We start from the raw sequence: 22,529 nt of genomic DNA on the forward strand, positions 1-22,529 counted from the left end.
CGCCGGGTTTTCATCCCCGGCCGCATTGTCCGGGTCATACCCCTGCGCTACGATCAAGGCTACCGACGCAGGCAGCAGAGACCCGGGTTCGTTTTCCTCCGCTCACGGCGGCAATCCGGTGTCGCGCGCAACCTTTTGCCGCAGCCACAGCTTCACAACATACAGGTCACGACATGAACGAGCGACCCAGCCACCATCCGCAGCACAGCCTGTCCGAGGCCAGCGTCTGGACCTGCCCGATGCATCCCGAGATCCGGCAGCCGGAACCGGGCGACTGTCCCAAATGCGGCATGCATCTGGTGCCCGAAGGCGAAGTCTCGGACCATGCCGGGCATGGCCATCATGGCCACGCACATGGTCACGGTCATGCCCATTCCGCCAAGGGCGGTCCCAAGGGCGGCAAATACGACACCGTGCCCGCCGGCTGGGCGGGCGCGGTCTATACCTGCCCGATGCATGCAGAGGTGCGCCAGACCGAGCCCGGATCCTGCCCGATCTGCGGCATGGGGCTGGAACTGGAATCGGCGACGATGGCCGAGGATGGCCCGAACCCGGAACTGGTCGATTTCACCCGCCGCTTCTGGGTCGGAGCGGTGCTGACCATTCCGCTGCTGATCCTGACCATGGGGCCGTATCTCGGCTTTCCGCAGGTGCGCGAGATATTCGGCGAACGCGCGACGCTGTGGATCGAACTGGTCCTGGGCACACCGGTGGTGCTGTGGTGCGGTTGGCCGTTTCTGGTGCGCGGCTGGAATTCGTTCCGGACGATGAACCTCAACATGTTCTCGCTGATCGGCATGGGCGTCATCGCGGCATGGCTGTTCAGCATCGTCGCGGTGCTGACGCCCGGCATCTTTCCCGACGGCTTCCGCGACGCCGAGGGCCATGTCGGCGTCTATTTCGAGGCCGCGGCGGTGATCGTCACCCTGGTCCTGCTGGGTCAGGTGATGGAGCTGCGCGCCCGCGAGGGCACCGGCAAGGCGATCCGGGCACTTCTGGACATGGCGGCCAAGACTGCGCGGGTGATCCGCGACGACGGCAGCGAGGACGAGGTTCCGCTGGACGAGGTCCAGGTCGGCGACCGGCTGCGGGTGCGGCCGGGCGACAAGGTGCCGGTCGATGGCGTGGTGCTGGACGGGCGGTCCTCGGTCGATGAAAGCATGATCACCGGCGAGCCGGTCCCGGTCGAAAAGGTCGCGGGCGAGCCGGTGACCGGCGCCACCATCAACGGCACCGGATCGCTGGTGATCGAGGCCCGCCGGGTCGGCGCCGACACCATGCTGAGCCAGATCGTCGAGATGGTCGCCAATGCGCAGCGTTCCCGCGCGCCGATCCAGAAATATGCCGACAAGGTGTCGGGCTATTTCGTGCCGGTGGTGATCGGGATCGCGGTGCTGTCCTTCATCGCCTGGGCCATCTGGGGCCCGGCGCCGGCGCTGTCCTATGCGCTGATCGCGGCCGTGGCGGTGCTGATCATCGCCTGTCCCTGTGCCCTTGGCCTGGCCACGCCGATGTCGATCATGACCGCAACCGGGCGCGGCGCGCAGGCGGGTGTGCTGATCAAGAATGCCGAGGCGCTGGAGCGGTTCGAAAAGATCGACACGCTGATCGTCGACAAGACCGGCACGCTGACCGAGGGCAAGCCCCGCCTCGTCGGCGTATTCCCGCAGCCCGGCCATGACGAGACCGAGGTGCTGCATCTGGCGGCGGTGCTGGAAAAGGGCTCGGAACATCCGCTGGCCGAGGCCATTGTCGCCGGTGCCGAGGAACGCGGCATCACCTTGGGCGAAGCCAGCGAGTTCGAGGCCGTCACCGGCAAGGGCGTCAAGGGCACGGTCGATGGCCGCCCGGTCGCGCTTGGCAATCTCGCGATGATCCGCGATCTGGGGCTGGAAGCGGGCGATCTGACCGACAAGGCCAATACCCGCCGCGATCAGGGCGAGACGGTGATGTTCGTGGTGCTGGAAAACGCCGTCGCCGGGCTGGTCTCGGTCGCCGATCCGGTGAAGGAGACGACGCCCGCCGCGCTGAAGGAACTGCACGAGCTGGGTTTCCGCATCATCATGGCCACCGGCGACAATGAACGTACCGCCAAGGCCATTGCCGGCCGGCTTGGCATCGACGAGATCCGCGCCGATGTGCTGCCCGAGGACAAGGCCCGCATCATCCGCGAGTTGCAGGAGCAGGGCGCCAGGGTGGCGATGGCGGGCGACGGCGTGAACGACGCGCCGGCGCTGGCGCAGGCCGATGTCGGCATCGCCATGGGCACCGGCGCCGATGTGGCGATCGAAAGTGCGGGCATCACGCTGGTCAAGGGCAATCTCGACGGCATCGTCCGCGCCCGCAGGCTGGCCAGCGCCACGATGCGCAATATCCGTCAGAACCTGTTCTTCGCGCTGATCTACAACGCCTCGGGCGTGCCGGTGGCGGCGGGCGTGCTGTTCCCGTTCTTCGGCATCCTGATCAGCCCGATGTTCGCCGCCTTCGCCATGAGCGCCTCGTCGATCTCGGTGGTGCTGAACTCGCTGCGGCTGCGAACCGCGAAGATATGACGTAGAAACCAAAGCGGCACCGGTCCGCCCGAAGCCCTTGTCGGCGCCCTCTGGACACAGAGGGCGCCGATATCGTCAGGGGCCGCCCGCCACCTTGGGCCGAGGCCCCCGTTTGCTGGGCAAACTGTTCCCCCGGGACTGAAAATCTAATAGCGGATGGTTGCCAGCGCGCGCAGGTCCTCGGCAGTGGTGCTCGGATAGCCGAAGAATTCCAGATAGGCGGGGATCTGTTCGAACAGCATGTCGGTGCCGATCTGGGTCAGGCAGCCGCGCGCCTTCGCCGCCGCCAGGAAGGCGGTTTCCTCGCGCTTCATCACCACCTCGCCGACAAAGCTGGCGGGGTCGATGCGGGCGATCTCGACCGGCATCGGGTCGCCCTCCTGCATGCCCATGGGCGTTGCGTTGACGACGATCTGCCAGCCGGCGGGATCGCTGTTGCCGGTCTCGACCTGCAGGGCCGGATAGGCGGCGCGCAGGCTGGCTGCCAGCCGATCGGCCGAGGCCGCGTTGATGTCGCAAAGCCCCAGCCGCGCGGCGCCCGCACCGGCCAGCGAGGCGGCGATGGCCGAGCCCACCCCGCCGGTGCCCACGACCAGCGCCGAGGCGCCCGCGATCTGCCGCCCCTTGCGCAGCACGCCGCGGGTGAATCCCTCGCCGTCGAACATGTCGCCGATCAGCCGCCCGTCCGGGTCGCGGCGCACCGCGTTGCAGGCGCCGCAGACCCTGACGGCGGTGCTGACCTCATCCAGCAGCGGCACCACCGCAACCTTGTGCGGCATGGTGATCAGCGCGCCGGCGAAGTTTCGCAGCCGGGCGACCAGGGGCATGAAGGCGGGGAAATCCGCGACCTCGCAGCCCATGGGCACGACCACGGTGTCGATGCCCCGGGCCTCGAAATAGGGGTTGTAGATCATCGGCGCCTTGAAGCTTTCGGTCGGCACGCCGAGATGGGCGATCAGCTGGGTATGGCCGGAAATCATGGTCGGATCTTTCTGCTGGGGTTACGCGCGCGGAATGGCCTTGCCGCGCATCAGCCGTTTCAGCGCGGCGATGCGGAAGGGGGCGTTCAGCGCGCCATAGCCGTCATAGCCGCCGCGACGCTCGACGATCTCGAAGAACAGCCCCCCCGCCAGAGGACGGCCGTAGAACTGCAGGAACTCGCCGCCGCTGTCGTCCTGTTCGTAGAGGATGTTCCAGCGCCGCAGCCGGGCGATCATGCCGTCATCCAGTCCGTAACGGGCCTGAAGGTCGGCATAGTAGTTCTCGGTGATCTCCAGCGGCTGGAAGCCCGCGCCCGCCATCGCCTCGGCGCTGGCAAAGATGTCGTGGCTGGCCAGCGCGATATGCTGCACGGCCGAACCCATGCTGTCAGCCAGGAACCCGCCCGCCAGCGTCCGGTGCGACTGCGCCCCGTTCAGGGTGATGCGGGTGCCGCCATCGGGGGCCGCGATCGCCTGGCTGCGCACCAGCCCGTCGGGGTCGATCACGTCCAGCATCGGCCGGCGCTGCATGTCGAAGATCGAACTGTAGAACAGCGACCAGCTAAGCATCTCGTCGTAATCCATCGTCTCGGCGACGTGATCCACGCGGGTCAGGCCGAAATCGGGGGCGGCCTCGCCGGTCGGTGTGAACTCGACCTGCCAGACATCGTCGAGGCCGCTTTTCGCGTCAATAAAATGCAGGATCGAGCCGCCGACACCGCGAATGGCCGGGATGTCCATCTCGCCCGGACCCAGCGGCTGGTGGAACAGCCTGGCGTCCAGTGCCGCGGCGCGGGTGACGGTGGCCTGCGCATCCTCGACCCGCAGGCCCAGATCGCAGACCCCGGTGCCATGGTTCAGAAAGAAGCTGTGCGCAAAGCCGGTGCCTTCGGTGTTCAGGACGATGCGGATATCGCCCTGCCGCCAGACGGTGACGGATTTGTTGCGGTGAACCCCCTCGCGGTGGAACCCCATCCGCGCCAGCGCCTGTTCCAGCGCCGGCGCCTCGACCGCGTCCGAGGCGAATTCGATGAACTCGACCCCAAGCGCGCGGATATTGGGCGGCAGGACGGGCGCGCCGCCAGCCAGCGCGGGCTCGGCCCGGTGGACCTGATCCATCAGCCAGATCAGCGAACGGTGACCGTCCCGGGCGATGCCTTCGGGGCTGCCGCCGCGAAACTGGTCGTTGAAGATTTCCAGCGACAGCGGGCCGGCATAGCCGGTCGCCGCCACGGCGCGCATGAAATCGACCACCGGCAGATCGCCCTCGCCCGGCATGTTGCGGAAATGGCGCGACCAGTACAGCAGGTCCATCTCGATCTGCGGCGCATCGGCCAGCTGGACGAAGAAGATCCTGTCGCCGGGGATGCGGCGGATCGTGTCGGGGTCGATCCTGCGGCCGAGGCTGTGGAAACTGTCGAGGATCAGCCCCAGCGCCGGGTGATCGGCACGGCGCACGATTTCCCATGCGTCGCGGTGGTCGTTTACATGCCGGCCCCAGGCCAGCGCCTCGTAACCCAGCCGCAGGCCGCGTTCGGCGGCGATGCCGGCCAGTTCGGCCAGATCGTCGGCGGCCCGGTCGATGCCGCCCATCGCCTGCGGATGCACGCTGGAACAGATCAGCATCAGTTCGGCCCCCAGTTCCGCCATCAGGTCGAACTTGTGCCTGGCCCGGTCGAAGGCACGGGCGCGCAGAGGTTCGGGCAGGCCCTCGAAATCGCGGAAGGGCTGGAACAGCATCACCTCGAGCCCGTGATCGCGGATCATCTGGCCCAGTTCGCGCGGGCTGGCCGCGTCCTGCAGGAAATCCTGCTCGAAGATTTCCAGCCCGTCGAAGCCGGCGGCGGAAATGGCCGCCAGCTTCTCGCCCAGATTGCCCGCGATCGAGACCGTCGCGATGGAGGTTTTCATCACTACCCCTCCCTACGCGCCGGAACCGGGGGCGCCGTGGTCGTGCTCGATCTTCTCAAGCCCGATCTTGCGGCGGAAGGCCGTCCACAGCGGTGTCTGGCTGACGAAGATCATCACCACCATGGCGAACAGCACCAGAGACAGCGGGCTGGTCAGGATGCCCTTGAACAGGCCCGCAAGGCTGCCCTGCTCCGAGATGATCGCCCGGCGCCAGTTCTCGTCCAGGAGCCGCGACAGGATCACGCCCAGGATGACCGGCCCAAGCTGGAAGCCGTAGGACTTCATGAAATAACCCAGCACCCCGAAACCCAGCATCCAGTAGACATCGGTGATCGAGTTGTTCACCGCATAGGCGCCGACGATCGACAGCAGCAGGATCAGCGGGATCAGCACGGTGCGCGGCATTTCCACGATCTTGGTAAAGATGCGGATGCCGGTCAGGCCGAAGATCAGCATGAAGATATTGGCCAGAGCCAGTGCGCCGGTGATGAACCAGAACATCTGCGGCTGGTCGATCATCAGCATCGGGCCGGGATTGAGGCCGTGGATATACAGCGCCCCGATCATGATCGCGGTGACCGCATCGCCCGGGATGCCAAGGGTCAGCATCGGGATGAAGGCCCCGCCGACGGCGGCGTTGTTCGCCGTCTCGGGCGCGACCAGCCCCTCGCGGGCGCCCTGCCCGAAGGGCGTTTCGGGGTTCTTGGTCACGCGCTTGGCGTGGTCATAGGCCATCAGCGCGGCGATATCCCCGCCGGTACCCGGCAGCGCGCCGATGATGACGCCGATGGACGAGGTCTGCAGCGACAGCGGCAGGTATTTGCGCACTGCCGACCAGGTCGGCACGATGCGGCTGATGGTCTGCTTGACCGCGGCCTTCTCGATATGGTGCAGCTGCGCCAGCGCCTCGGACACGCCGAACATGCCGATCATCACCGCGATAAAGCTGATCCCGCCCCAAAGCTGGGTATAGCCGAAGGTGAAACGCTCTTCGGCGGTCAGCGGGTCCATGCCCACGGTCCCGATTAGCAGGCCCATGGCGCCGGCGAAGATGCCCTTCACAAGGCTTTCGCCCGACAGCGACCCGACCAGCAGGATGCCGAGGACCGCCAACAGCATGAAGTCGCGCGGCTGGAAGGTCAGGGCGAAATCGCTGACCGTGGGGGCGGCGACGGCTAGCACGATGATGCCGATCAGCCCGCCGACGAAGGACATGACGGTCGAAAGCCCGATCGCCTCGCCCGCCAGCCCCTTCTGGGCCAGCGGATAGCCGTCCATGGCCGTGGCGATGGCCGAGGGCGCGCCGGGGATGTTCAGCAGGATCGCGGTGCGCGAGCCGCCATAGACCCCGCCCATGAAGATGCCGACCATCAGGCACAGCGCCGGATAGACATCCCAGGTGAAGGTGAACCCGATCAGGATCGACACCGCCATGGTGACCGACAGGCCCGGAATGGCGCCGACATAGACGCCGGCAAATGTTCCCGCCGCGACCAGAAACAGCAGCTTCAGGTCCAGCCAGGGGGTCATGAAATAGCCAAGCGCTTCCATTACTGGGCACCTCCGAACATGCGCCCGAAGGCGGCGAGGATTTCGGCCTCGGGCACGATTCCCGAGGGCATCAGCACGGTGAAGATCAGCCGGAAGACGATATAGATCGCGATCAGCGCCCCGGCCGAAACCGTCAGCGCGAAGACGATGCCGCCACGCCGCAGATAGAGGATCGAGACGACCAGGAACAAAAGCGAGGTCGGCAGGAAGCCAAGCGGCACCAGCAGCAGGGCATAGCCGGTGATGAACAGCATCATCACGATGATCACCGGCGGCAGGATATCGCGGAAGAACCGCGTACTGTCGCGCTCGGCATTGCGACAGCTGTCCAGCAGGATCAGCCCCGAACTGATGACCATGGCCAGCGCCACCGCCATCGGCAGGGCGCCGGGTGAACTGAGCGATTCAAAGCCGGAAATCCCGTAGGCCGACCACAGAAGCACAAGGCTGAAGATGAACAGCACGGCGTAGAAGGCCAGCTCGCCCGCGCTGCGATGGATCTTGTCATGCATGACCGTTCCTCCCCTCGGTCTGGATGGGTTCCGCCCCGGCCAGAGGACCGGGGCGGCGGCGTATCAAGGACGCGGGATGCCGAATTCCTCGGGCGAGGCCTTGGCCAGCCCGGCATCGGCGATCAGCCAGGTGGTCAGCGACTGCCATTTCGACAGGAAATCCTGCGCCGGCTTGCCGGACAGGCTTTCGATCACATAGCCGCGATCGCCCATCAGCTTGATGAAGTCCTCGCTTTCGGCGCCCTTGGCATAGGCATCGACCAGCTTGGCCACCACGTCCTCGGGCGTGCCATTCTTGACGAAGACGCCGAAGAACGGCCCCCAGGGCAGGTATTCGGCATATTCGGGATTGCTTGCGCCCAGTGCCGGCACATCGGGCAACGCCGCGGTGGGCGCGTTGTCGATCAGCACGATGGGCTTGATCCGGCCACCCTTGATGGCCTCGATCGCGGCACCCAGCACGGCTGGCAGCACGTCCACGGCCCCGCCCTGCAGCGCGGTCAGCGCCGGGCCGTCGCCGTCATAGGGAACGTCGGTGACCTGCAGGTCGGTCTTCGACTTCAGCAGCGCCGTGACCACCGAAGGCACGCCGCCCGGCCCGGTCGAGCCGAATTTCACCTCGTTCGGATTGGCCTGGATATAGGCGACCATCTCGGCGAAGGTATTGAAGGGCGCGTCGTTGTTGGCGACCAGGATGGGCACGCCGCGCGCAAGGATGTTGACCGGGGTGAATTCCGAATAGTCGATATCGCCCAGGCCCATCACCTTGTAGAGCAGCGGGTTTTCCGCCCCCATCAGCAGGGTGTAGCCGTCGGGCTTCTGCGCATAGACGAATTTCGTGGCGATGGCGCCGACACCGCCGGTCATGTTCTTCATCACCACCTTGCCGCCCAGCAGTTCTTCCGCATGCGGCGTGACGGTGCGCATCACGGTATCGGTCGAGCCGCCCGCGCCCCACTGGATGATGCCCTGAATTTCCTTGACCGGATAATCCTGCGCAAAGGCGGCGGGGGCGGTCAACCCGGTCGTCAGGGTCAGAATCGCGGCGAATTTCACGAGGGGTCTGTTCATCATGTCCTCCCTTGGTCCGGGCGAGTCCCGGTTCCTCCATGAAGACAGTTTCCCGCGAGATGGCCTTTACGGCAAATACATATCCGTACGGTTTGTGAACATGATGTTAATATAGGCCGCTATCTGGGGCGCTTCTGCTCCCACGGGCGGGATTCGGTGGCGCGCTGCAATTCGCGCCGCAACTGCTGGATCGCGTATTCGGCAAAGCCCGACAGCACGCGCCCGGTCTTGGTGACGATATAGATGGTGATCGGCGCCTCTTCGACCAGCGGCAGGCGGACGACGCCGGGCATGTAAAGCTCGGCCACGGAAAACTCGTCGATCACCGCCACGCCCAGCCCGTGCCGCACCAGGCTGACCACCGTTTGCGCAAAGCGGCCGCGCATGGAATAGCGCACCGGCAGCCCCGCCGCGCGCAGGGGCTGGGCGCAGACCCGGCCGTAGGGATCGTCGGGATCGACGCCGATCATCGGATATTGCGCCAGATCGCGGATCGAGACGCGCGGCCGGTCGGCAAGGGGATGGCCTTCGGGCAGGATCGCGGCCAGACGGCCCTCGGCGGCGGCCTCGTTGCTGATGCCGGCATTCTCGATCGCCGTGCTCATCATCACGAATTCGCCGCGCTCCAGCATCAGGTAGTCGATGGTTTCCTCGATCTTCAGGATGTTGAGGTCGATGAACAGATCCGGGTATCGCTGCCGCACGCCGCGCACCGCCCGCGCAGCGATGAACTGCGCCACCGAGGGCGAGGAGGCGAAGGACAGGTCCACCGCCTCGCCGCGCTGCAACGAGGCGACGGCGCGGTTCAGGTTCTCGACCCCGCCGAACACCCGCCCGATCTGATCGAAGATCGCACCCGCCTCGACGGCCGGCACATAGACGCCGCCGCGACGCTCGAACAGGCGCAGCCCCAGCGATTCCTCGGTATGCTTGACCAGCCGGCTGATGCCCGGCGCCGAGACGTTCAGCATCCGCGCAGCCCCGGTGATGGTCCCGGTCAGCATGACGGCGCGGACAACCTCGATCTGGCGCAGGGTCAGCTGATGCATGATGCGGATTGGCCTGCCATAGTTGCCTCGGGTCCCAGCCTATCACGCCGGGCCGACGCGGCGCAGCCCCCCTTTCCAGAGGCCGCGGGCCACCCGCGCGGCGGGCTTCAGGCGAGGAATCGGCGGAACTGGCGCAGCGCCAGCCAGAACAGGGCCGATCCGATGGCGGCAAGGGCCAGAAGCTGCGGCCAGACCACGTCCAGCCCGGCCCCCCGGAAAAGGATGCCCTGCGACAGGATCACGAATTGCGTGTCGGGCGCGAAGGACATGATCGCACGGATCGCATCGGGCATGCTTTCGCGCGGGGTCATCCCGCCCGACAGGATCTGCAGCGGCATCAGCACCAGCATCAGCAGCAGCCCGAACTGCGGCATGGTTCCGGCTGCCGTCGCCAGAAAGATGCCCATCGAGGTGGTGGCGAACAGCATCAGCGCCGAGGCCAGCACGAACAGCAGGACCGAGCCCTGGACCGGCACCTCCAGCGCCATCTGCACCACCACGACGATGGCGAAGCCCGAGGCCAGCAGCACCACCAGCCCCATCGACCAGATCTTCGACAGCATGATCTCGGCCGCGGTAACGGGCATGACCAGCAGATGCTCGACCGTGCCGTGTTCCTTCTCGCGGATCAGCGCGGCGCCGGTCAGGATGATGGACAGCATCGAGATGGCGTTGATGACGCTGTTGACCGCCCCGAACCAGCCGGGATCCAGCGGCGGGTTATAGCGCGCCCGCAGCGCCAGATCGACCGGCAGTTCCGTCGCCTCGCGATGCCCGGCCACGAATTCCGACACCTCGGCCGTGACGATCTGCTGGACATAGCCGCTGCCGGTGAAGGCCTGGCTCATGCGCGTGGCGTCCACGTTCAACTGGATGGCGGGCACCCGTCCGGCCAGCAGGTCGCGCTCGAAATCGGGCGGAATGTCGAGGGCGAAGGTCTCCAGCCCCTCATCCATGCGCTGGTCCATCCCGGTCGTGGTGATCGATCGCGGCGTGACGAAATAGGGCGGACCGAAGGCGCCGGTGATACGCGCCGACAGCATCGATCGATCCTCGTCCACGATGGCTATGGCCGCGTTCGACAGGCTTTCGGGAATGGCCTTGGAATCGGTATAGATCGACAGCGAGAAGGCATAGATGATCAGCACCAGCAGCATCGGATCGCGCCACAGCCCGCGCAGTTCCTTGATACCCAGTTGCCAGACATTGCGCAGGTTCATTTCGCCTGCTTTCTCAGGAACAGCACGCTGAGCCCCAGGATGACCGGGGTCGCGGCCAGCAGTGCCAGATAGACCGTACCGAAATCCTGAAACATCAGGGCCTTCGAAAAGGCCCCGCGCGAGGCGATGATGAAATGGGTGGTCGGATAGATTTCACCGATGACGCGGCCCGCCCCCTGCAGCGACGAAACCGGGTCGATCAGCCCGGAATATTGCGCGCCGGGGATCATGGTCAGCAGCACCGTGGCGAACAGCGCCGCGACCTGACTGCGCATGAAGGTCGAGATCAGCAGCCCCATCGCCGTGGTTGCCCATACATAAAGCAGCGCGGCCAGTGCGAAGGCCGGCAGGCTGCCGGTGAAGGGCACGCGGAACAGCATCACCGCGAAGGCGGTCAGCAGCGCGAAGTTCAGCATCGCCAGCGCCACATAGGGCAGCTGCTTGCCGATCAGGAATTCCAGCCGGGTGACCGGGGTGACGTAGAAATTGACGATCGATCCCAGTTCCTTCTCGCGCACCACTCCAAGCGTGGTCAGCACCGCCGGGATCAGCAGCAACAGCAGCGGGATGACGGCGGGCACCATGGCCACGATGCTCTTGACATCGGGATTGTACCGGAACCGGGTGACCAGTTCGAAATCACCCCGCAGCGCCTCGGCACCGTAAATTTCGCGGGCCTTGCGCGCGATCCAGTGGGCATGCATGCCCTGCACATAGCCGCTGACGGTCTCGGCCCGGGTCGGGTTCGAGCCGTCGATCCAAGCGCCGATGGCCACATCCTTGCCACGCGCCAGATCGCGGGCAAAGCCGGGCGGGATCTCCAGCGCCAGGCTCAGCTCGCCGCGATGCATCCGCGCGTCCATGTCGTCATAGCCGGTCAGCGGCGGGCCTTCGGTGAAATAGCGCGACCCGGCGATATCCAGCACATAGTCGCGGCTGGTGGCAGTCTGGTCGCGGTCCAGCACGGCGAAGGACAGATCCTCGACATCCATGTTCAGCCCGTAGCCCATCACGAACATCAGGATCAGGCTGCCCAGCAGCGCCAGCGTCAGCCGGATCGGGTCGCGGCGCAGTTGCAATGCCTCGAGCCGCGAATAGCTGAGCATCCGGCGCAGGCTGAACAGACCGCCGGTCCTTGCCGGGCGCGCCTCGGTGGCAGGGGGCGCGGCCTCGGTCACCGGCTCCTCGCCGATCGCGTCCTGCAGATGGGCGATGAAGGCATCCTCCAGCGTCGCCGCGCCCTTGGCCGCGGTGATCGCGCCGGCGGTGTCGCTGACCAGCACGCGGCCGGCATGCATCAGCGAGATGCGGTCGCACAGTTCGGCCTCGTTCATGAAATGGGTCGAGACGAAGATCGTCACCCCGTCCTTGCGCGACAGCTCGCCCAGGATGCGCCAGAATTCGTCGCGGGCCAGCGGATCGACGCCCGAAGTCGGCTCGTCGAGGATCAGCATCTCGGGGCCGTGGATCATGGCCACGGCCAGCGACAACCGCTGACGGATGCCCAGCGGCAGCGCCTCGGGCAGTTGATCGGCAACGGCCTTGAGGCCGAAACGCGCGATCATCCGATGAACCCGTTCCGGAATCGCCGCGGGTGCCATGCCGAACAACCGGGCATGCAGGTCCAGGTTCTGCCGCACCGTCAGTTCGGAATAGAGCGAGAAGGCCTGCGACATGAAGCCGACGCGGCGCCGCACCTCCATGTCATTCGGGTCGATCTCGTGACCGAACAGGCGGGCGCTGCCTTCGCTGGGGTCCAGAAGCCCGGTCAGCATCTTCATGGTGGTGGTCTTGCCGCAGCCGTTCGAGCCGAGAAAGCCGAAGATTTCGCCCTTCTCGATCCGGAAGCTGACGTCATCGACGGCGGTGAAATCGCCGAAACGCTTGGTCAGGTTCTGCGCCTCGATGGCGATTTCGGCGCCGTCTGGCGGGCGCGGCGGGATGCGGACCGGATCGAGGTCGCGGGCCTCGCCCTCGGGCAGCAGCGCGATGAAGGCGCGGTCCAGATCCTCCGCTCCGGCCCGCGCCATCAGATCGGCCGGGCTGCCGGTGGCCAGAATCCGGCCCGCCTGCATGGCGATCAACCAGTCGAACCGGGTTGCTTCCTCCATATAGGCCGTGGCGACGATCACGCTCATGCCGGGGCGGTCACGCCGGATGCGGTCGATCAGGTCCCAGAACTGCCGCCGCGACAGCGGATCGACACCGGTGGTAGGCTCATCGAGGATCAGGAAATCGGGGTCGTGGATCAGGGCGCAGCAGAGGCCCAGCTTCTGCTTCATCCCGCCCGAGAGTTTCGCCGCGGGCCGGTCGCGAAAGGCCGACATGCCGGTCGCGGCCAGCAAGCTGTCGATGCGCCGCACGCGCTCGGCCGCGCCATGCCCGAAAAGGCGGCCGAAGAAGTCCAGGTTCTCGGCCACCGACAGCGTCGGATACAGGTTCCGCCCCAGCCCCTGCGGCATATAGGCGATGCGCGGACAGATGCGGGCGCGGTGGCGGGCATCGGTCATGTCGCCGCCCAGCACGGCGATACGGCCCTGCTGGATCACCCGCGCGCCCGCCAGCAGCGACAGCAGGCTGGACTTGCCGACCCCATCGGGGCCGATCAGCCCGACCATGCGGCCCGCCGGGATCGCAACCGAAACATCCGACAGCGCCACCGTTCGGCCATAGCGCAGGCTGACCCCGGCGATTTCGGCCACGCTGTCGGGAGGTGCGGCGGTCATGGCACCAGATTGGACAGGCTGTCGGGCCATTCGATATCCGGATCGATACGCAGATAGGCCATGCCCGGCAGCCCGGTCTTGACGTAATCGCTGTACTTGCGCAGCAGGTCGGGATCGACCTGGGCGCGGACCCGGAACATCAGCTTTTCGCGCTCCTCGGCGGTTTCCACCGTCTTCGGCGTGAACTGCGCCACATCGGCGACATAAGAGATCCGCGCCGGGATCACATAGTCGGGCGCGGCGTCCATGACTAGCCGCGCCTCGGCCCCGACCTCGACCCGGCCCGCCTGCGAGGTCGGCAGGAAGAAGGTCATGTAGACATCCTCGAGATCGACCAGATTGAGGATGCGCCCGCCCGCCGCGACGATCTCGCCCTCCTGCGCGATCAGATACTGCACCCGCCCGTCGCGCGGCGATTCCAGCGCGGTATCGTCGATCAGCACATCGATCCCCTCGATCGCCGCCGTGGCCGCCTCCACCGCCGCCTCGGCATCGACGACCTGCGCCCGGGCCGAACTGATCGCGGCCTCTGTGGCGGCAAGGTTCGCCTCGGCCGAGGCCAGTCCGGCCTGGGTCTCGCGCCCCGCCGCACGGGCATCGTCCAGCACCTGCTGCGAGACGACATTGGTGCGGGCCAGACCCTCGGCGCGGCTCAGCCGGGAGGCGGCGGCATCGGCCGACGCCCGCGCCTGCTCGACCGTGGCCTCGGCCGCCTTGTGCTGCGCCTCGGCCTGGGTGACGAGGCTTCGGGCGGTGTCCACCCCGATCCGGGCACGGCGCAGTTGCGCCTCGGCCTGACGCTTCTGCGCGCTCAGTTGCAGCAGGTCCATCTGCACCAGAACCTCGCCCTTGCGCACGACCTGACCCTCCTCGGCGCGGATCTCGGCGATGCGACCGCCCGACAGGGCCGCAATGTCGATCTCGGTCGCCTCGATCCGGCCATTGCCCGAGGCGATCCCCTCGGGCAACCCGTTGGCCGTGCTGCTCTGCCAGGCCAGCCATGCCGCCACGGCCAGAACCGCGGCGGCCACGCCCCAGCCCAGCCTTGTCTTCAACTTGTCAGCCATTGCCGCGCCTTTCCGCCGTCACTTCTGGAACACATAGCTGCCGGGCGCGTCGTAAAGCGGCGCCAGCCCCTTCTCGGGCGCGCCCATCCGGGGCGGATCGACCATCTCGCCGCCGTCGTGATCCTGCAACCAGTCGTTCCAGGCCAGCCACCACGAGCCCGGCTGCGGGTCATGCGCCTCTTTCCAGTCGCAGGCCATCGGCAGGCAGTCGCCCAGCCGATAGGTCCCGATGCGGAAATGGCGGCGCGGATGGCCCGGTTCGCTGACGATCCCGGCATTATGCCCGCCCGAGGTCAGCACGAAGGTCACCTCGGTATCGGTGACCTGATGGATCTTGTAGACCGAGGTCCAGGGCGCGACGTGATCGCGTTCGGTGCCCACCGCGAAGATCGGCGCGCGGATGTTCTGCAGCACCGCCGGGCGGCCCTCGACCAGGAACCGGCCGGTCGCCAGTTCATTGTCCAGATAGAGCCGCTGCAGGTATTCGGAATGCATCCTGTAGGGCATGCGCGTGCTGTCGGCATTCCAGGCCATCAGGTCGATCATCGGCGTCCGCTCGCCCATCAGATAGTCATGCACCATCCGCGACCAGATCAGGTCGTTCGACCTCAGCAACTGGAACGCCCCGCCCATCTGGTCGGCCGACAGATAGCCGCGGTTCCACATCATGCTTTGCAGGAAATGCAGCTGGCTGGAATCGATGAACAGCGCCAGTTCGCCCGGCTCGGTGAAATCGACCTGCGCGGCCAGCAGCGACACGGTTGCCAGTTGCGAATGGCAGGCCTCCGAAGCGGCGGCAATGGCCAGCAGCGTGCCGCCCAGGCAATAGCCGGCCGCGTGGACGCGCCGGTCGGGCAGGATGGTCGAGACCGCATCCAGCGCCGCCATGATCCCAAGGCTGCGATAATCATCCATGGTCAGGTCGCGGTCCTCGGCATCGGGGTTGCGCCACGAGATGGCGAAGACCGTATGCCCCTGCCCGACCAGCCAGCGGATCAGCGAGTTTTCCGGCGACAGGTCGAGAATGTAGTATTTCATGATCCAGGCCGGCACGATCAGGATCGGCTCGGGATGCACCTTGTCGGTGGCGGGTTCGTACTGGATCAACTCGATCAGGTGATTGCGGAACACCACCTTGCCCGGCGTCACCGCCAGTTCGCGGCCCGGACGGAAGGCCTCGGCCCCGACCGGCGGCTGACCCGTCACCAGCCGCGAGACATCCTCGACCCAGTTCTGCCAGCCATGAAAGAAGTTCATGCCCCCGGTGCGGATGGTCCGGGCGATGACCTCGGGATTGGTGAAGGGATTGTTCGAGGGCGAGAACATGTCCAGCATCTGCCGCGCCGCGAACGAGACGACATCGGTGTTATGGCGGCTCACGCCGGGCACCTCATGGGTGACGTTGTGCCACCATTGCTGCTGCATCAGGAAGGACTGCGCCAGCCACGAGAAGGGCGGCTTCTGCCAGCCTTCATGGGTGAAACGATAGTCGCTTTTCAATGGCCGGATCGCCGGCGGCGCCGAGGGATCGAAGGTCGAGGCCAGCAGATGCGCCATCAGCCGGCTGCTCTTGCGCGCGGCCTTGTAGCCCAGTTCCATCCGCTTGCCCGGCGACGCCGCCAGATGCACGGCCCAGTCCGACATGGCCAGCATCGCCGCCGCGGGCGAGAACCCGCCGGTGGCCTGACCGATCAGCGCCTCGGACATCCGGTCCAGCGACCGGAACGCCTCGAGCCCCAGCCCCTCGTCCGGGCGGGCCTGCGGCGGCGGCGTCATCGGCGTGGTGATCCGTGGGGCCTGGGGCGCGGCGGCCGGACCGACCCGCTTTCGGGTGGCCCGTGGGCTGGCGGCGGGGTCGGTCGGCGTCGCGACCACATCTGTATCGACTGTCGGCATGATCTGTTTTCCGTCTCGTTCGATTCGGCGGCGGCTCCAGTATCCGGATCGTGCGGGACTTCCGCCTTGATACCGGTCAATATCGGGGCGGATTGACCCGGGTGCTGGACATATTCCCGCCCCGATGTAACAGTTTTCGCTGCGTCGCGGCAAAGACCTGCGGCACGACGCAGCCCACCACCATTCCGGGCGGGCACGGACTCAGCAATCGGGATTGCCATGCCGGATTTGGACGACAGCGGATCGAAGACCGATGGCAGCCACAGCCGCCCCGCCGCGGAATGCCTCGCGGCGCTTGGCAGTTCGGCCAGCGGCCTGACGGCCGCCGAAGCCGCCGAGCGGTTGCGGCGCCATGGCCCGAACCGCCTGCCCGAGGCGCGCCCGCGCGGTCCCTTGCGCCGGTTTCTGGCCCAGTTCAGCAATGTGCTGATCCATGTGCTGCTGGCTGCCGCCGCGATCACCGCAGCCTTGCAGCACTGGGTCGATACCGGTGTGATCCTGGCCGTCGTGCTGGCCAATGCGGTGATCGGCTTTCTGCAGGAGGGCCGGGCCGAGGCGGCGATGGGGGCGATCCGCCGGATGCTGGCACCCCATGCCACGGTGATCCGCGGCGGCCGGCGACTTGGTATCGACGGCGCGGACCTGGTGCCGGGCGATATCGTGCTGCTGGAGGCCGGCGACCGGGTTCCCGCCGATCTGCGGCTGATCGAGGTCAACGGCCTGTCGGTGCAGGAGGCGGCGCTGACCGGGGAATCGGTGCCGGTCGAGAAGGACCTGGCGCCCGCGCCCGCAGATGCGCCGCTGGGCGACCGCCACTCGATGGCCTATTCCGGCACGCTGGTCACGCAGGGCACCGCGCGCGGGCTGGTCACCGCCACCGGCAGCGGAACCGAGATCGGCCGCATCGGGCAGATGCTGTCCGGGGTCGAGGTGCTGACGACACCGCTGGTCGAACAGATGAACCGGTTCGGCCGCTGGCTGTCGCTGCTGATCCTGATCGTCTCGGCCCTGCTGCTGGCCTATGGCTATTACGTCGCGCATTACGATTTCGTCGAGATGCTGATGGTCGTCGTCGGCCTGGCCGTGGCCGCCATCCCCGAGGGCCTGCCGGCGGTGATGACGATCACGCTGGCCATCGGCGTGCAGGCCATGGCGCGGCGCCATGCCATCGTCCGCCGTCTGCCGGCGATCGAGACCATCGGCTCGGTCTCGGTCATCTGCACCGACAAGACCGGCACCCTGACCCGCAACGAGATGATGGTGGCCGCCGCCGAAACCCCGCTTGGCCAGTTCGGGATCGGCGGCGAGGGCTACGCCCCCGAGGGTGCGGTCACGCCCGAGGGCGATCTGGCGGCACTGGGGCTGGCCGCGGCGCTGTGCAACGACGCCCATCTGCGCCACGAGGAGGGCTGCTGGCATTGCGAGGGCGACCCGATGGAAGGGGCGCTTCTGGCCTTCGCGGCAAAGCTGGGCACCGATCCCGCCAGCGGCTGGACCCGCCGCGATGCCATCCCATTCGATTCCCGGCACCGCTTCATGGCGGTTCTCAGCTCGGGCGCGGGCAGGCAACTCGTGCATGTCAAGGGCGCGCCGGAACGGGTGCTGCCGATGTGCGGCGATCTGGACCATGCCGACTGGCTGCACCGCGCCGAGGCGATGGCAGCCAGGGGGCAGCGGGTTCTGGCACTGGCCGAGATGGTGCCCGCCGGGCATCGCATCGACCCGGCCGCGCTTGAGGGCGGGCTGCGCTTCCTCGGGCTGGTCGGCCTGATCGACCCGCCGCGCGCCGAGGCGGTGGCGGCGGTGGCCGAATGCCGCGCCGCCGGCATCCAAGTGAAGATGATCACCGGCGATCACGCCGGCACCGCCGCAGCCATCGCCGCGATGATCGGCCTCGAACGACCCCAGCCGGTCCTGACGGGCGCCGATCTCGACCATCTTGACGAAGCCGGGCTGGAACGCGCGGTCATGGCCACCGATGTCTTTGCCCGCACCAGCCCCGAACACAAGCTGCGGCTGGTCCGCGCCTTGCAGGCGCGGGGGCTGACCGTGGCGATGACCGGCGACGGGGTGAACGACGCCCCGGCGCTGAAGCGCGCCGATGCCGGTATCGCCATGGGGCAAAAAGGCTCGGACGCCGCCCGCGAGGCCGCCGATCTGGTTCTGGCCGACGACAATTTCGCCTCGATCGTGGCGGCGGTGCGCGAGGGGCGCACGGTCTTCGACAATCTGCGCAAGGTCATCGCCTGGACCCTGCCCACCAATGCCGGCGAATCGCTGACGGTGATCGCGGCGCTGCTGGCGGGCCATGCCCTGCCGGTCACCGCGGTCCAATTGCTGTGGCTGAACCTGATCACCGCGGCCACGCTGGGCCTCGCGCTGGCCTTCGAGCCGACCGAGGCCGGCACCATGAGCCGCCCGCCCCGCGACCGCAATGCGCCGATCCTGTCGCCGGGGCTGGTCTGGCATGTCGTGCTGGTCTCGGCCCTGTTCCTGGCGGCGGTCTATGGCGTCTTCGCCTATGCGACCGATCGCGGCTATCCCCTGGAACTGACGCAGACCATGGCCATGAACACGCTGGTCGTGCTGGAGATGTTCCACCTGTTCTTCGTGCGCAACATCCACGGCACCTCGCTGACCTGGCGTGCGCTGCGCGGCACGCGCGCGGTCTGGGCCAGCATCGTCACCATCATCGTCGCGCAATTCGCCATCACCTACCTGGCCCCGCTGCAGGCCATGTTCGGGACCATGGCCATCTCGCCCGGCGACGGGTTGCTGATCGTCGCGGTCGGAGCGGCCTTCTTCGCCTTGATCGAAACCGAAAAGCAGATCAGGCTGCAGATGCGGAAATGACCATCGAGACCCGGCGGAGATGACAGCAACCACCCCGGATATCCGCATCGCCCGCGTCTATGACGCCGATGACGACACGAAGGCCGGGGTCCGGCTGCTGGTCGACCGGATCTGGCCGCGCGGCATCCGCAAGGCCGATCTGCAGCCGGACGCCTGGCTGCGCGACATCGCCCCCAGCACGGCCCTGCGCAAATGGTTCGGCCACGATCCGGCGAAATGGGAGGAGTTCCGCCGCCTCTATGCCGCCGAACTGGATGCCCGGCCCGAGGCGGTCGAGGCGGCGCTGGACTGGTGCCGGCGCGGGCCGGTCACGCTGCTTTACGGTGCCTCCGACCGGGAACACAATCAGGCCGTGCTGTTGCGCGACTACCTGCGCGACCGTCTCGGCAGGGACTGAACCCGCAGCCGGTTTGTCCGCGCGATCCGGCCCGACATTGCCGGAGCAAGAAACGCGGCCCGCCCCAAGGCAGGCCGCGTCTTTGCAGTTCTTGTCCGGGCGCGCGCCCGGAACAGGCAGGTCACGCCAGATCGAAGCGATCCGCGTTCATCACCTTGGTCCAGGCGGCCGCGAAATCCTGCACGAACTTCCCGGCATTGTCGTCCTGACCGTAGAGTTCGGCATAGGCGCGCAGGATCGAGTTCGAGCCGAAGACCAGATCCACCCGCGTCGCCGTCCACTTGACCGCGCCGCTCTTGCGGTCGCGGATCTCATACAGGCCGCCGCCGACCGGATGCCAGCTGTTGGTCATGTCGGTCAGGTTGACGAAGAAATCGGTCGTCAGCGCACCCTCGCGGTCGGTGAAGACGCCATGCCTGGTGCCGCCGTGATTGGTGCCCATGGCGCGCATGCCGCCCGTCAGCACCACCATCTCGGGCGCGGTCAGGCCCAGAAGCTGGGTGCGGTCCAGCATCATCTCTTCCGGGCTGACGACATAGTCCGTCTTCTCCCAGTTGCGATAGCCGTCGGCCAGCGGCTCCAGCGAGGCGAAGGAGTTGGCGTCGGTCATCGCGTCGGTGGCGTCGCCCCGGCCCGGCGCGAAGGGCAGCGTGATGTCGAAGCCCGCGGCCTTCGCCGCCTGCTCGACCCCCAGATTGCCGGACAGCACGATCACATCGGCGACCGAAGCGCCCGTCTCGGCCGCGATCGGCTCAAGCGCCGCCAGGACGCGGGCCAGACGCTCGGGCTCGTTGCCCTGCCAGTCCTTCTGCGGGGCCAGACGGATGCGCGCGCCATTCGCGCCGCCGCGCATGTCCGAGCCGCGATAGGTCCGGGCGCTGTCCCAGGCGGTCGACACCATGTCCGACAGCGACAACCCGGCCGCGGCGATCTTCGCCTTCACCGCCGCGACATCGTAGGAGGTGTTGCCGGCCGGAACCGGATCCTGCCAGATCAGATCCTCGCCGGGCACGTCCGGGCCGATATAGCGTGATTTCGGCCCCATGTCGCGATGGGTCAGCTTGAACCAGGCGCGGGCGAAGGCATCGTCCAGCACCGCCGGATCCTGCCGGAACCGATCGACGATCCGGCGGAAGTCCGGATCCATCTTCAGCGCCATGTCGGCATCGGTCATGACCAGGTTGATCCGCTTCGAGGGGTCTTCGACATCGACCGGCATGTGTTCCTCGGCCAGATCGACCGCCTCCCACTGCCAGGCGCCAGCGGGGCTTTTCCTCAGTTCCCAGTCATAGTCCAGCAGCAGTTCCAGATAGTTGTGGTCCCATTTCGTCGGATGGGTCGTCCAGGCACCCTCGATGCCGCTGACCACGGTGTTGCGGCCGATGCCGCGGCCCTTGGCATTCACCCAGCCCAGCCCCTGATATTCGATATCGGCGCCCTCGGGGGCGGCGGTCAGGTCGCCGGCGCTGCCATTGCCGTGGCATTTGCCGATGGTGTGGCCGCCGATGGTTAGCGCCGCCGTTTCCTCGTCATTCATGGCCATGCGGGCGAAGGTCTCGCGCACCTGGGCGGCGGTCTTCAGCGGGTCCGGCTGGCCGTTGACGCCCTCCGGGTTCACATAGATCAGGCCCATCTGCACGGCGGCCAGCGGGTTTTCCATCGTGTCGGGCTTGGCGACATCGCCATAGCGCCCGTCGCTGGGGGCCAGCCATTCCTTCTCGGCGCCCCAGTAGATGTCCTTTTCGGGATGCCAGATATCCTCGCGGCCGAAGGCGAAGCCAAAGGTTTTCAGGCCGGCCTCTTCATAGGCCATGGTGCCGGCAAGGATGATCAGGTCGGCCCAGCTGATCTTGTTGCCGTATTTCTTCTTGATCGGCCACAGCAGACGGCGGCCCTTGTCGGTATTGGCGTTGTCGGGCCAGCTGTTCAGCGGCGCGAAACGCTGGTTACCGGTGCCGCCGCCACCGCGACCGTCGGCCAGCCGGTAGGTGCCCGCCGCATGCCAGGCCACCCGCGCGAACATGCCGACATAGCTGCCCCAGTCGGCCGGCCACCATTCCTGGCTGTCGGTCATCAGCGCCCGCAGATCGGCCTTCAGCGCGGCGACATCCAGCGTCTTCAGCTCTTCCCGATAGTCGAAATCCTTGCCCATCGGGTTGGTCTTGCTGTCCTGCTGATGCAGGATGTCCAGGTTCAGCGCATTGGGCCACCAACTGGTGACCGAGGCATTGGCGGCGGTGTTTCCGCCATGCATCACCGGGCATTTGCCCGCCGGGATATCGTTGCCGTCCATTGCTAGCTTCCTTCCAGTTGGCTGGCTGCAGGGCCCGGACACCGAACCCGAGACCGATGGCGGGAACCCTGCAGATTCTCTACTGAAGGAAGCCTAGCAAAGCCCGTGAATATGGATAAGTTATATATTCTGATTGAAACAATAACTTCACCTGATGACGAGCAGCCTGCGCCATGGCGATGCTGCACAAAGCCGTCTGAAGGGTGAGTGATCCCCCACACTTGGCCGATATCGGGGGTCCCCAAAATTGCGGTGACAGGCTTCGGGGGAAAGCGTCGCACCCTTTCGGGACGGCTTGGCGACGAAGCCCGCAGGCAGGGTGCAGCGTGTGAAGGAGGCGAGTTACCGGACCGGGCAATAGCCAGAGAGGCTGATCAAGGGACAGCAATGGGACCTATCCGCGCCCAGCTCTCACGGCCTGTCGGTTTCCTTCGGCAGCTCCCTGATCAAG

The 22,529-nt window shown here is 66.8% G+C and carries 14 protein-coding genes; 3 read left to right on the forward strand and 11 right to left on the reverse strand.

Going from position 1 to position 22,529, the window contains the following annotated elements:
• The first annotated feature begins 173 nt into the window (after positions 1 to 173).
• On the forward strand, positions 174 to 2,552 hold the full coding sequence (locus KNW02_RS05310; protein WP_216032237.1) for a copper-transporting P-type ATPase: 2,379 nt from the start codon (positions 174 to 176) through the stop codon (positions 2,550 to 2,552).
• 146 nt (positions 2,553 to 2,698) lie between these two features.
• Here KNW02_RS05310 and KNW02_RS05315 read toward each other — a convergent pair whose 3' ends face one another.
• From KNW02_RS05315 to KNW02_RS05360, 10 genes are all read right to left on the reverse strand, one after another.
• Complete coding sequence (locus tag KNW02_RS05315; protein ID WP_216032238.1) at positions 2,699 to 3,532, reverse strand: shikimate dehydrogenase family protein; 834 nt, start codon at positions 3,530 to 3,532, stop codon at positions 2,699 to 2,701.
• A gap of 21 nt (positions 3,533 to 3,553) precedes the next feature.
• Positions 3,554 to 5,443: a bifunctional sugar phosphate isomerase/epimerase/4-hydroxyphenylpyruvate dioxygenase family protein gene (locus tag KNW02_RS05320; RefSeq protein ID WP_216032239.1), complete on the reverse strand. Its 1,890-nt coding sequence runs from the start codon at positions 5,441 to 5,443 to the stop codon at positions 3,554 to 3,556.
• A gap of 12 nt (positions 5,444 to 5,455) precedes the next feature.
• A complete protein-coding gene (locus tag KNW02_RS05325; protein ID WP_216032240.1) occupies positions 5,456 to 6,994 on the reverse strand; it encodes a tripartite tricarboxylate transporter permease in 1,539 nt (512 codons plus the stop codon).
• On the reverse strand, positions 6,994 to 7,506 hold the full coding sequence (locus KNW02_RS05330) for a tripartite tricarboxylate transporter TctB family protein (RefSeq protein ID WP_216032241.1): 513 nt from the start codon (positions 7,504 to 7,506) through the stop codon (positions 6,994 to 6,996). The genes KNW02_RS05325 and KNW02_RS05330 overlap by 1 nt, the downstream gene beginning before the upstream one ends.
• 63 nt (positions 7,507 to 7,569) lie before the next feature.
• Entirely contained in the window at positions 7,570 to 8,577 is a 1,008-nt protein-coding gene (locus KNW02_RS05335) for a Bug family tripartite tricarboxylate transporter substrate binding protein (RefSeq protein ID WP_216032242.1), read from the reverse strand.
• Between the two features lie 119 nt (positions 8,578 to 8,696).
• Entirely contained in the window at positions 8,697 to 9,626 is a 930-nt protein-coding gene (locus KNW02_RS05340) for a LysR family transcriptional regulator (RefSeq protein WP_216032243.1), read from the reverse strand.
• 107 nt (positions 9,627 to 9,733) lie between these two features.
• On the reverse strand, positions 9,734 to 10,846 hold the full coding sequence (locus KNW02_RS05345; protein ID WP_216032244.1) for an ABC transporter permease: 1,113 nt from the start codon (positions 10,844 to 10,846) through the stop codon (positions 9,734 to 9,736).
• Positions 10,843 to 13,572 (reverse strand): ribosome-associated ATPase/putative transporter RbbA, encoded by a 2,730-nt coding sequence (gene rbbA / locus KNW02_RS05350; RefSeq protein WP_216032245.1) that lies wholly within the window; start codon positions 13,570 to 13,572, stop codon positions 10,843 to 10,845. Before rbbA ends, KNW02_RS05345 begins: the two co-directional genes overlap by 4 nt.
• On the reverse strand, positions 13,569 to 14,639 hold the full coding sequence (locus KNW02_RS05355) for an HlyD family secretion protein (protein WP_216032246.1): 1,071 nt from the start codon (positions 14,637 to 14,639) through the stop codon (positions 13,569 to 13,571). The genes rbbA and KNW02_RS05355 overlap by 4 nt, the downstream gene beginning before the upstream one ends.
• A gap of 18 nt (positions 14,640 to 14,657) precedes the next feature.
• Positions 14,658 to 16,535 carry a PHA/PHB synthase family protein gene (locus KNW02_RS05360; protein ID WP_252733465.1) on the reverse strand — a complete coding sequence of 626 codons (1,878 nt, stop codon included), beginning with the start codon at positions 16,533 to 16,535 and terminating at the stop codon, positions 14,658 to 14,660.
• A 219-nt stretch (positions 16,536 to 16,754) separates the two neighbouring features.
• On the opposite strand from KNW02_RS05360, the gene KNW02_RS05365 reads away from it, so the two are divergent.
• Both KNW02_RS05365 and KNW02_RS05370 read left to right on the forward strand, forming a co-directional pair.
• Complete coding sequence (locus tag KNW02_RS05365) at positions 16,755 to 19,388, forward strand: HAD-IC family P-type ATPase (protein ID WP_216032247.1); 2,634 nt, start codon at positions 16,755 to 16,757, stop codon at positions 19,386 to 19,388.
• Positions 19,389 to 19,407: 19 nt separating this feature from the next.
• Entirely contained in the window at positions 19,408 to 19,785 is a 378-nt protein-coding gene (locus tag KNW02_RS05370; RefSeq protein WP_216032248.1) for a DUF488 domain-containing protein, read from the forward strand.
• Positions 19,786 to 19,906: 121 nt separating this feature from the next.
• Here KNW02_RS05370 and katG read toward each other — a convergent pair whose 3' ends face one another.
• Positions 19,907 to 22,078 (reverse strand): catalase/peroxidase HPI, encoded by a 2,172-nt coding sequence (gene katG, locus KNW02_RS05375; RefSeq protein WP_216032249.1) that lies wholly within the window; start codon positions 22,076 to 22,078, stop codon positions 19,907 to 19,909.
• Positions 22,079 to 22,529 lie beyond the last annotated feature (451 nt).

It is taken from the genome of Paracoccus marinaquae (genome assembly GCF_018860165.1).
GTDB classification, from domain to species: Bacteria; Pseudomonadota; Alphaproteobacteria; order Rhodobacterales; family Rhodobacteraceae; genus Paracoccus; species Paracoccus marinaquae.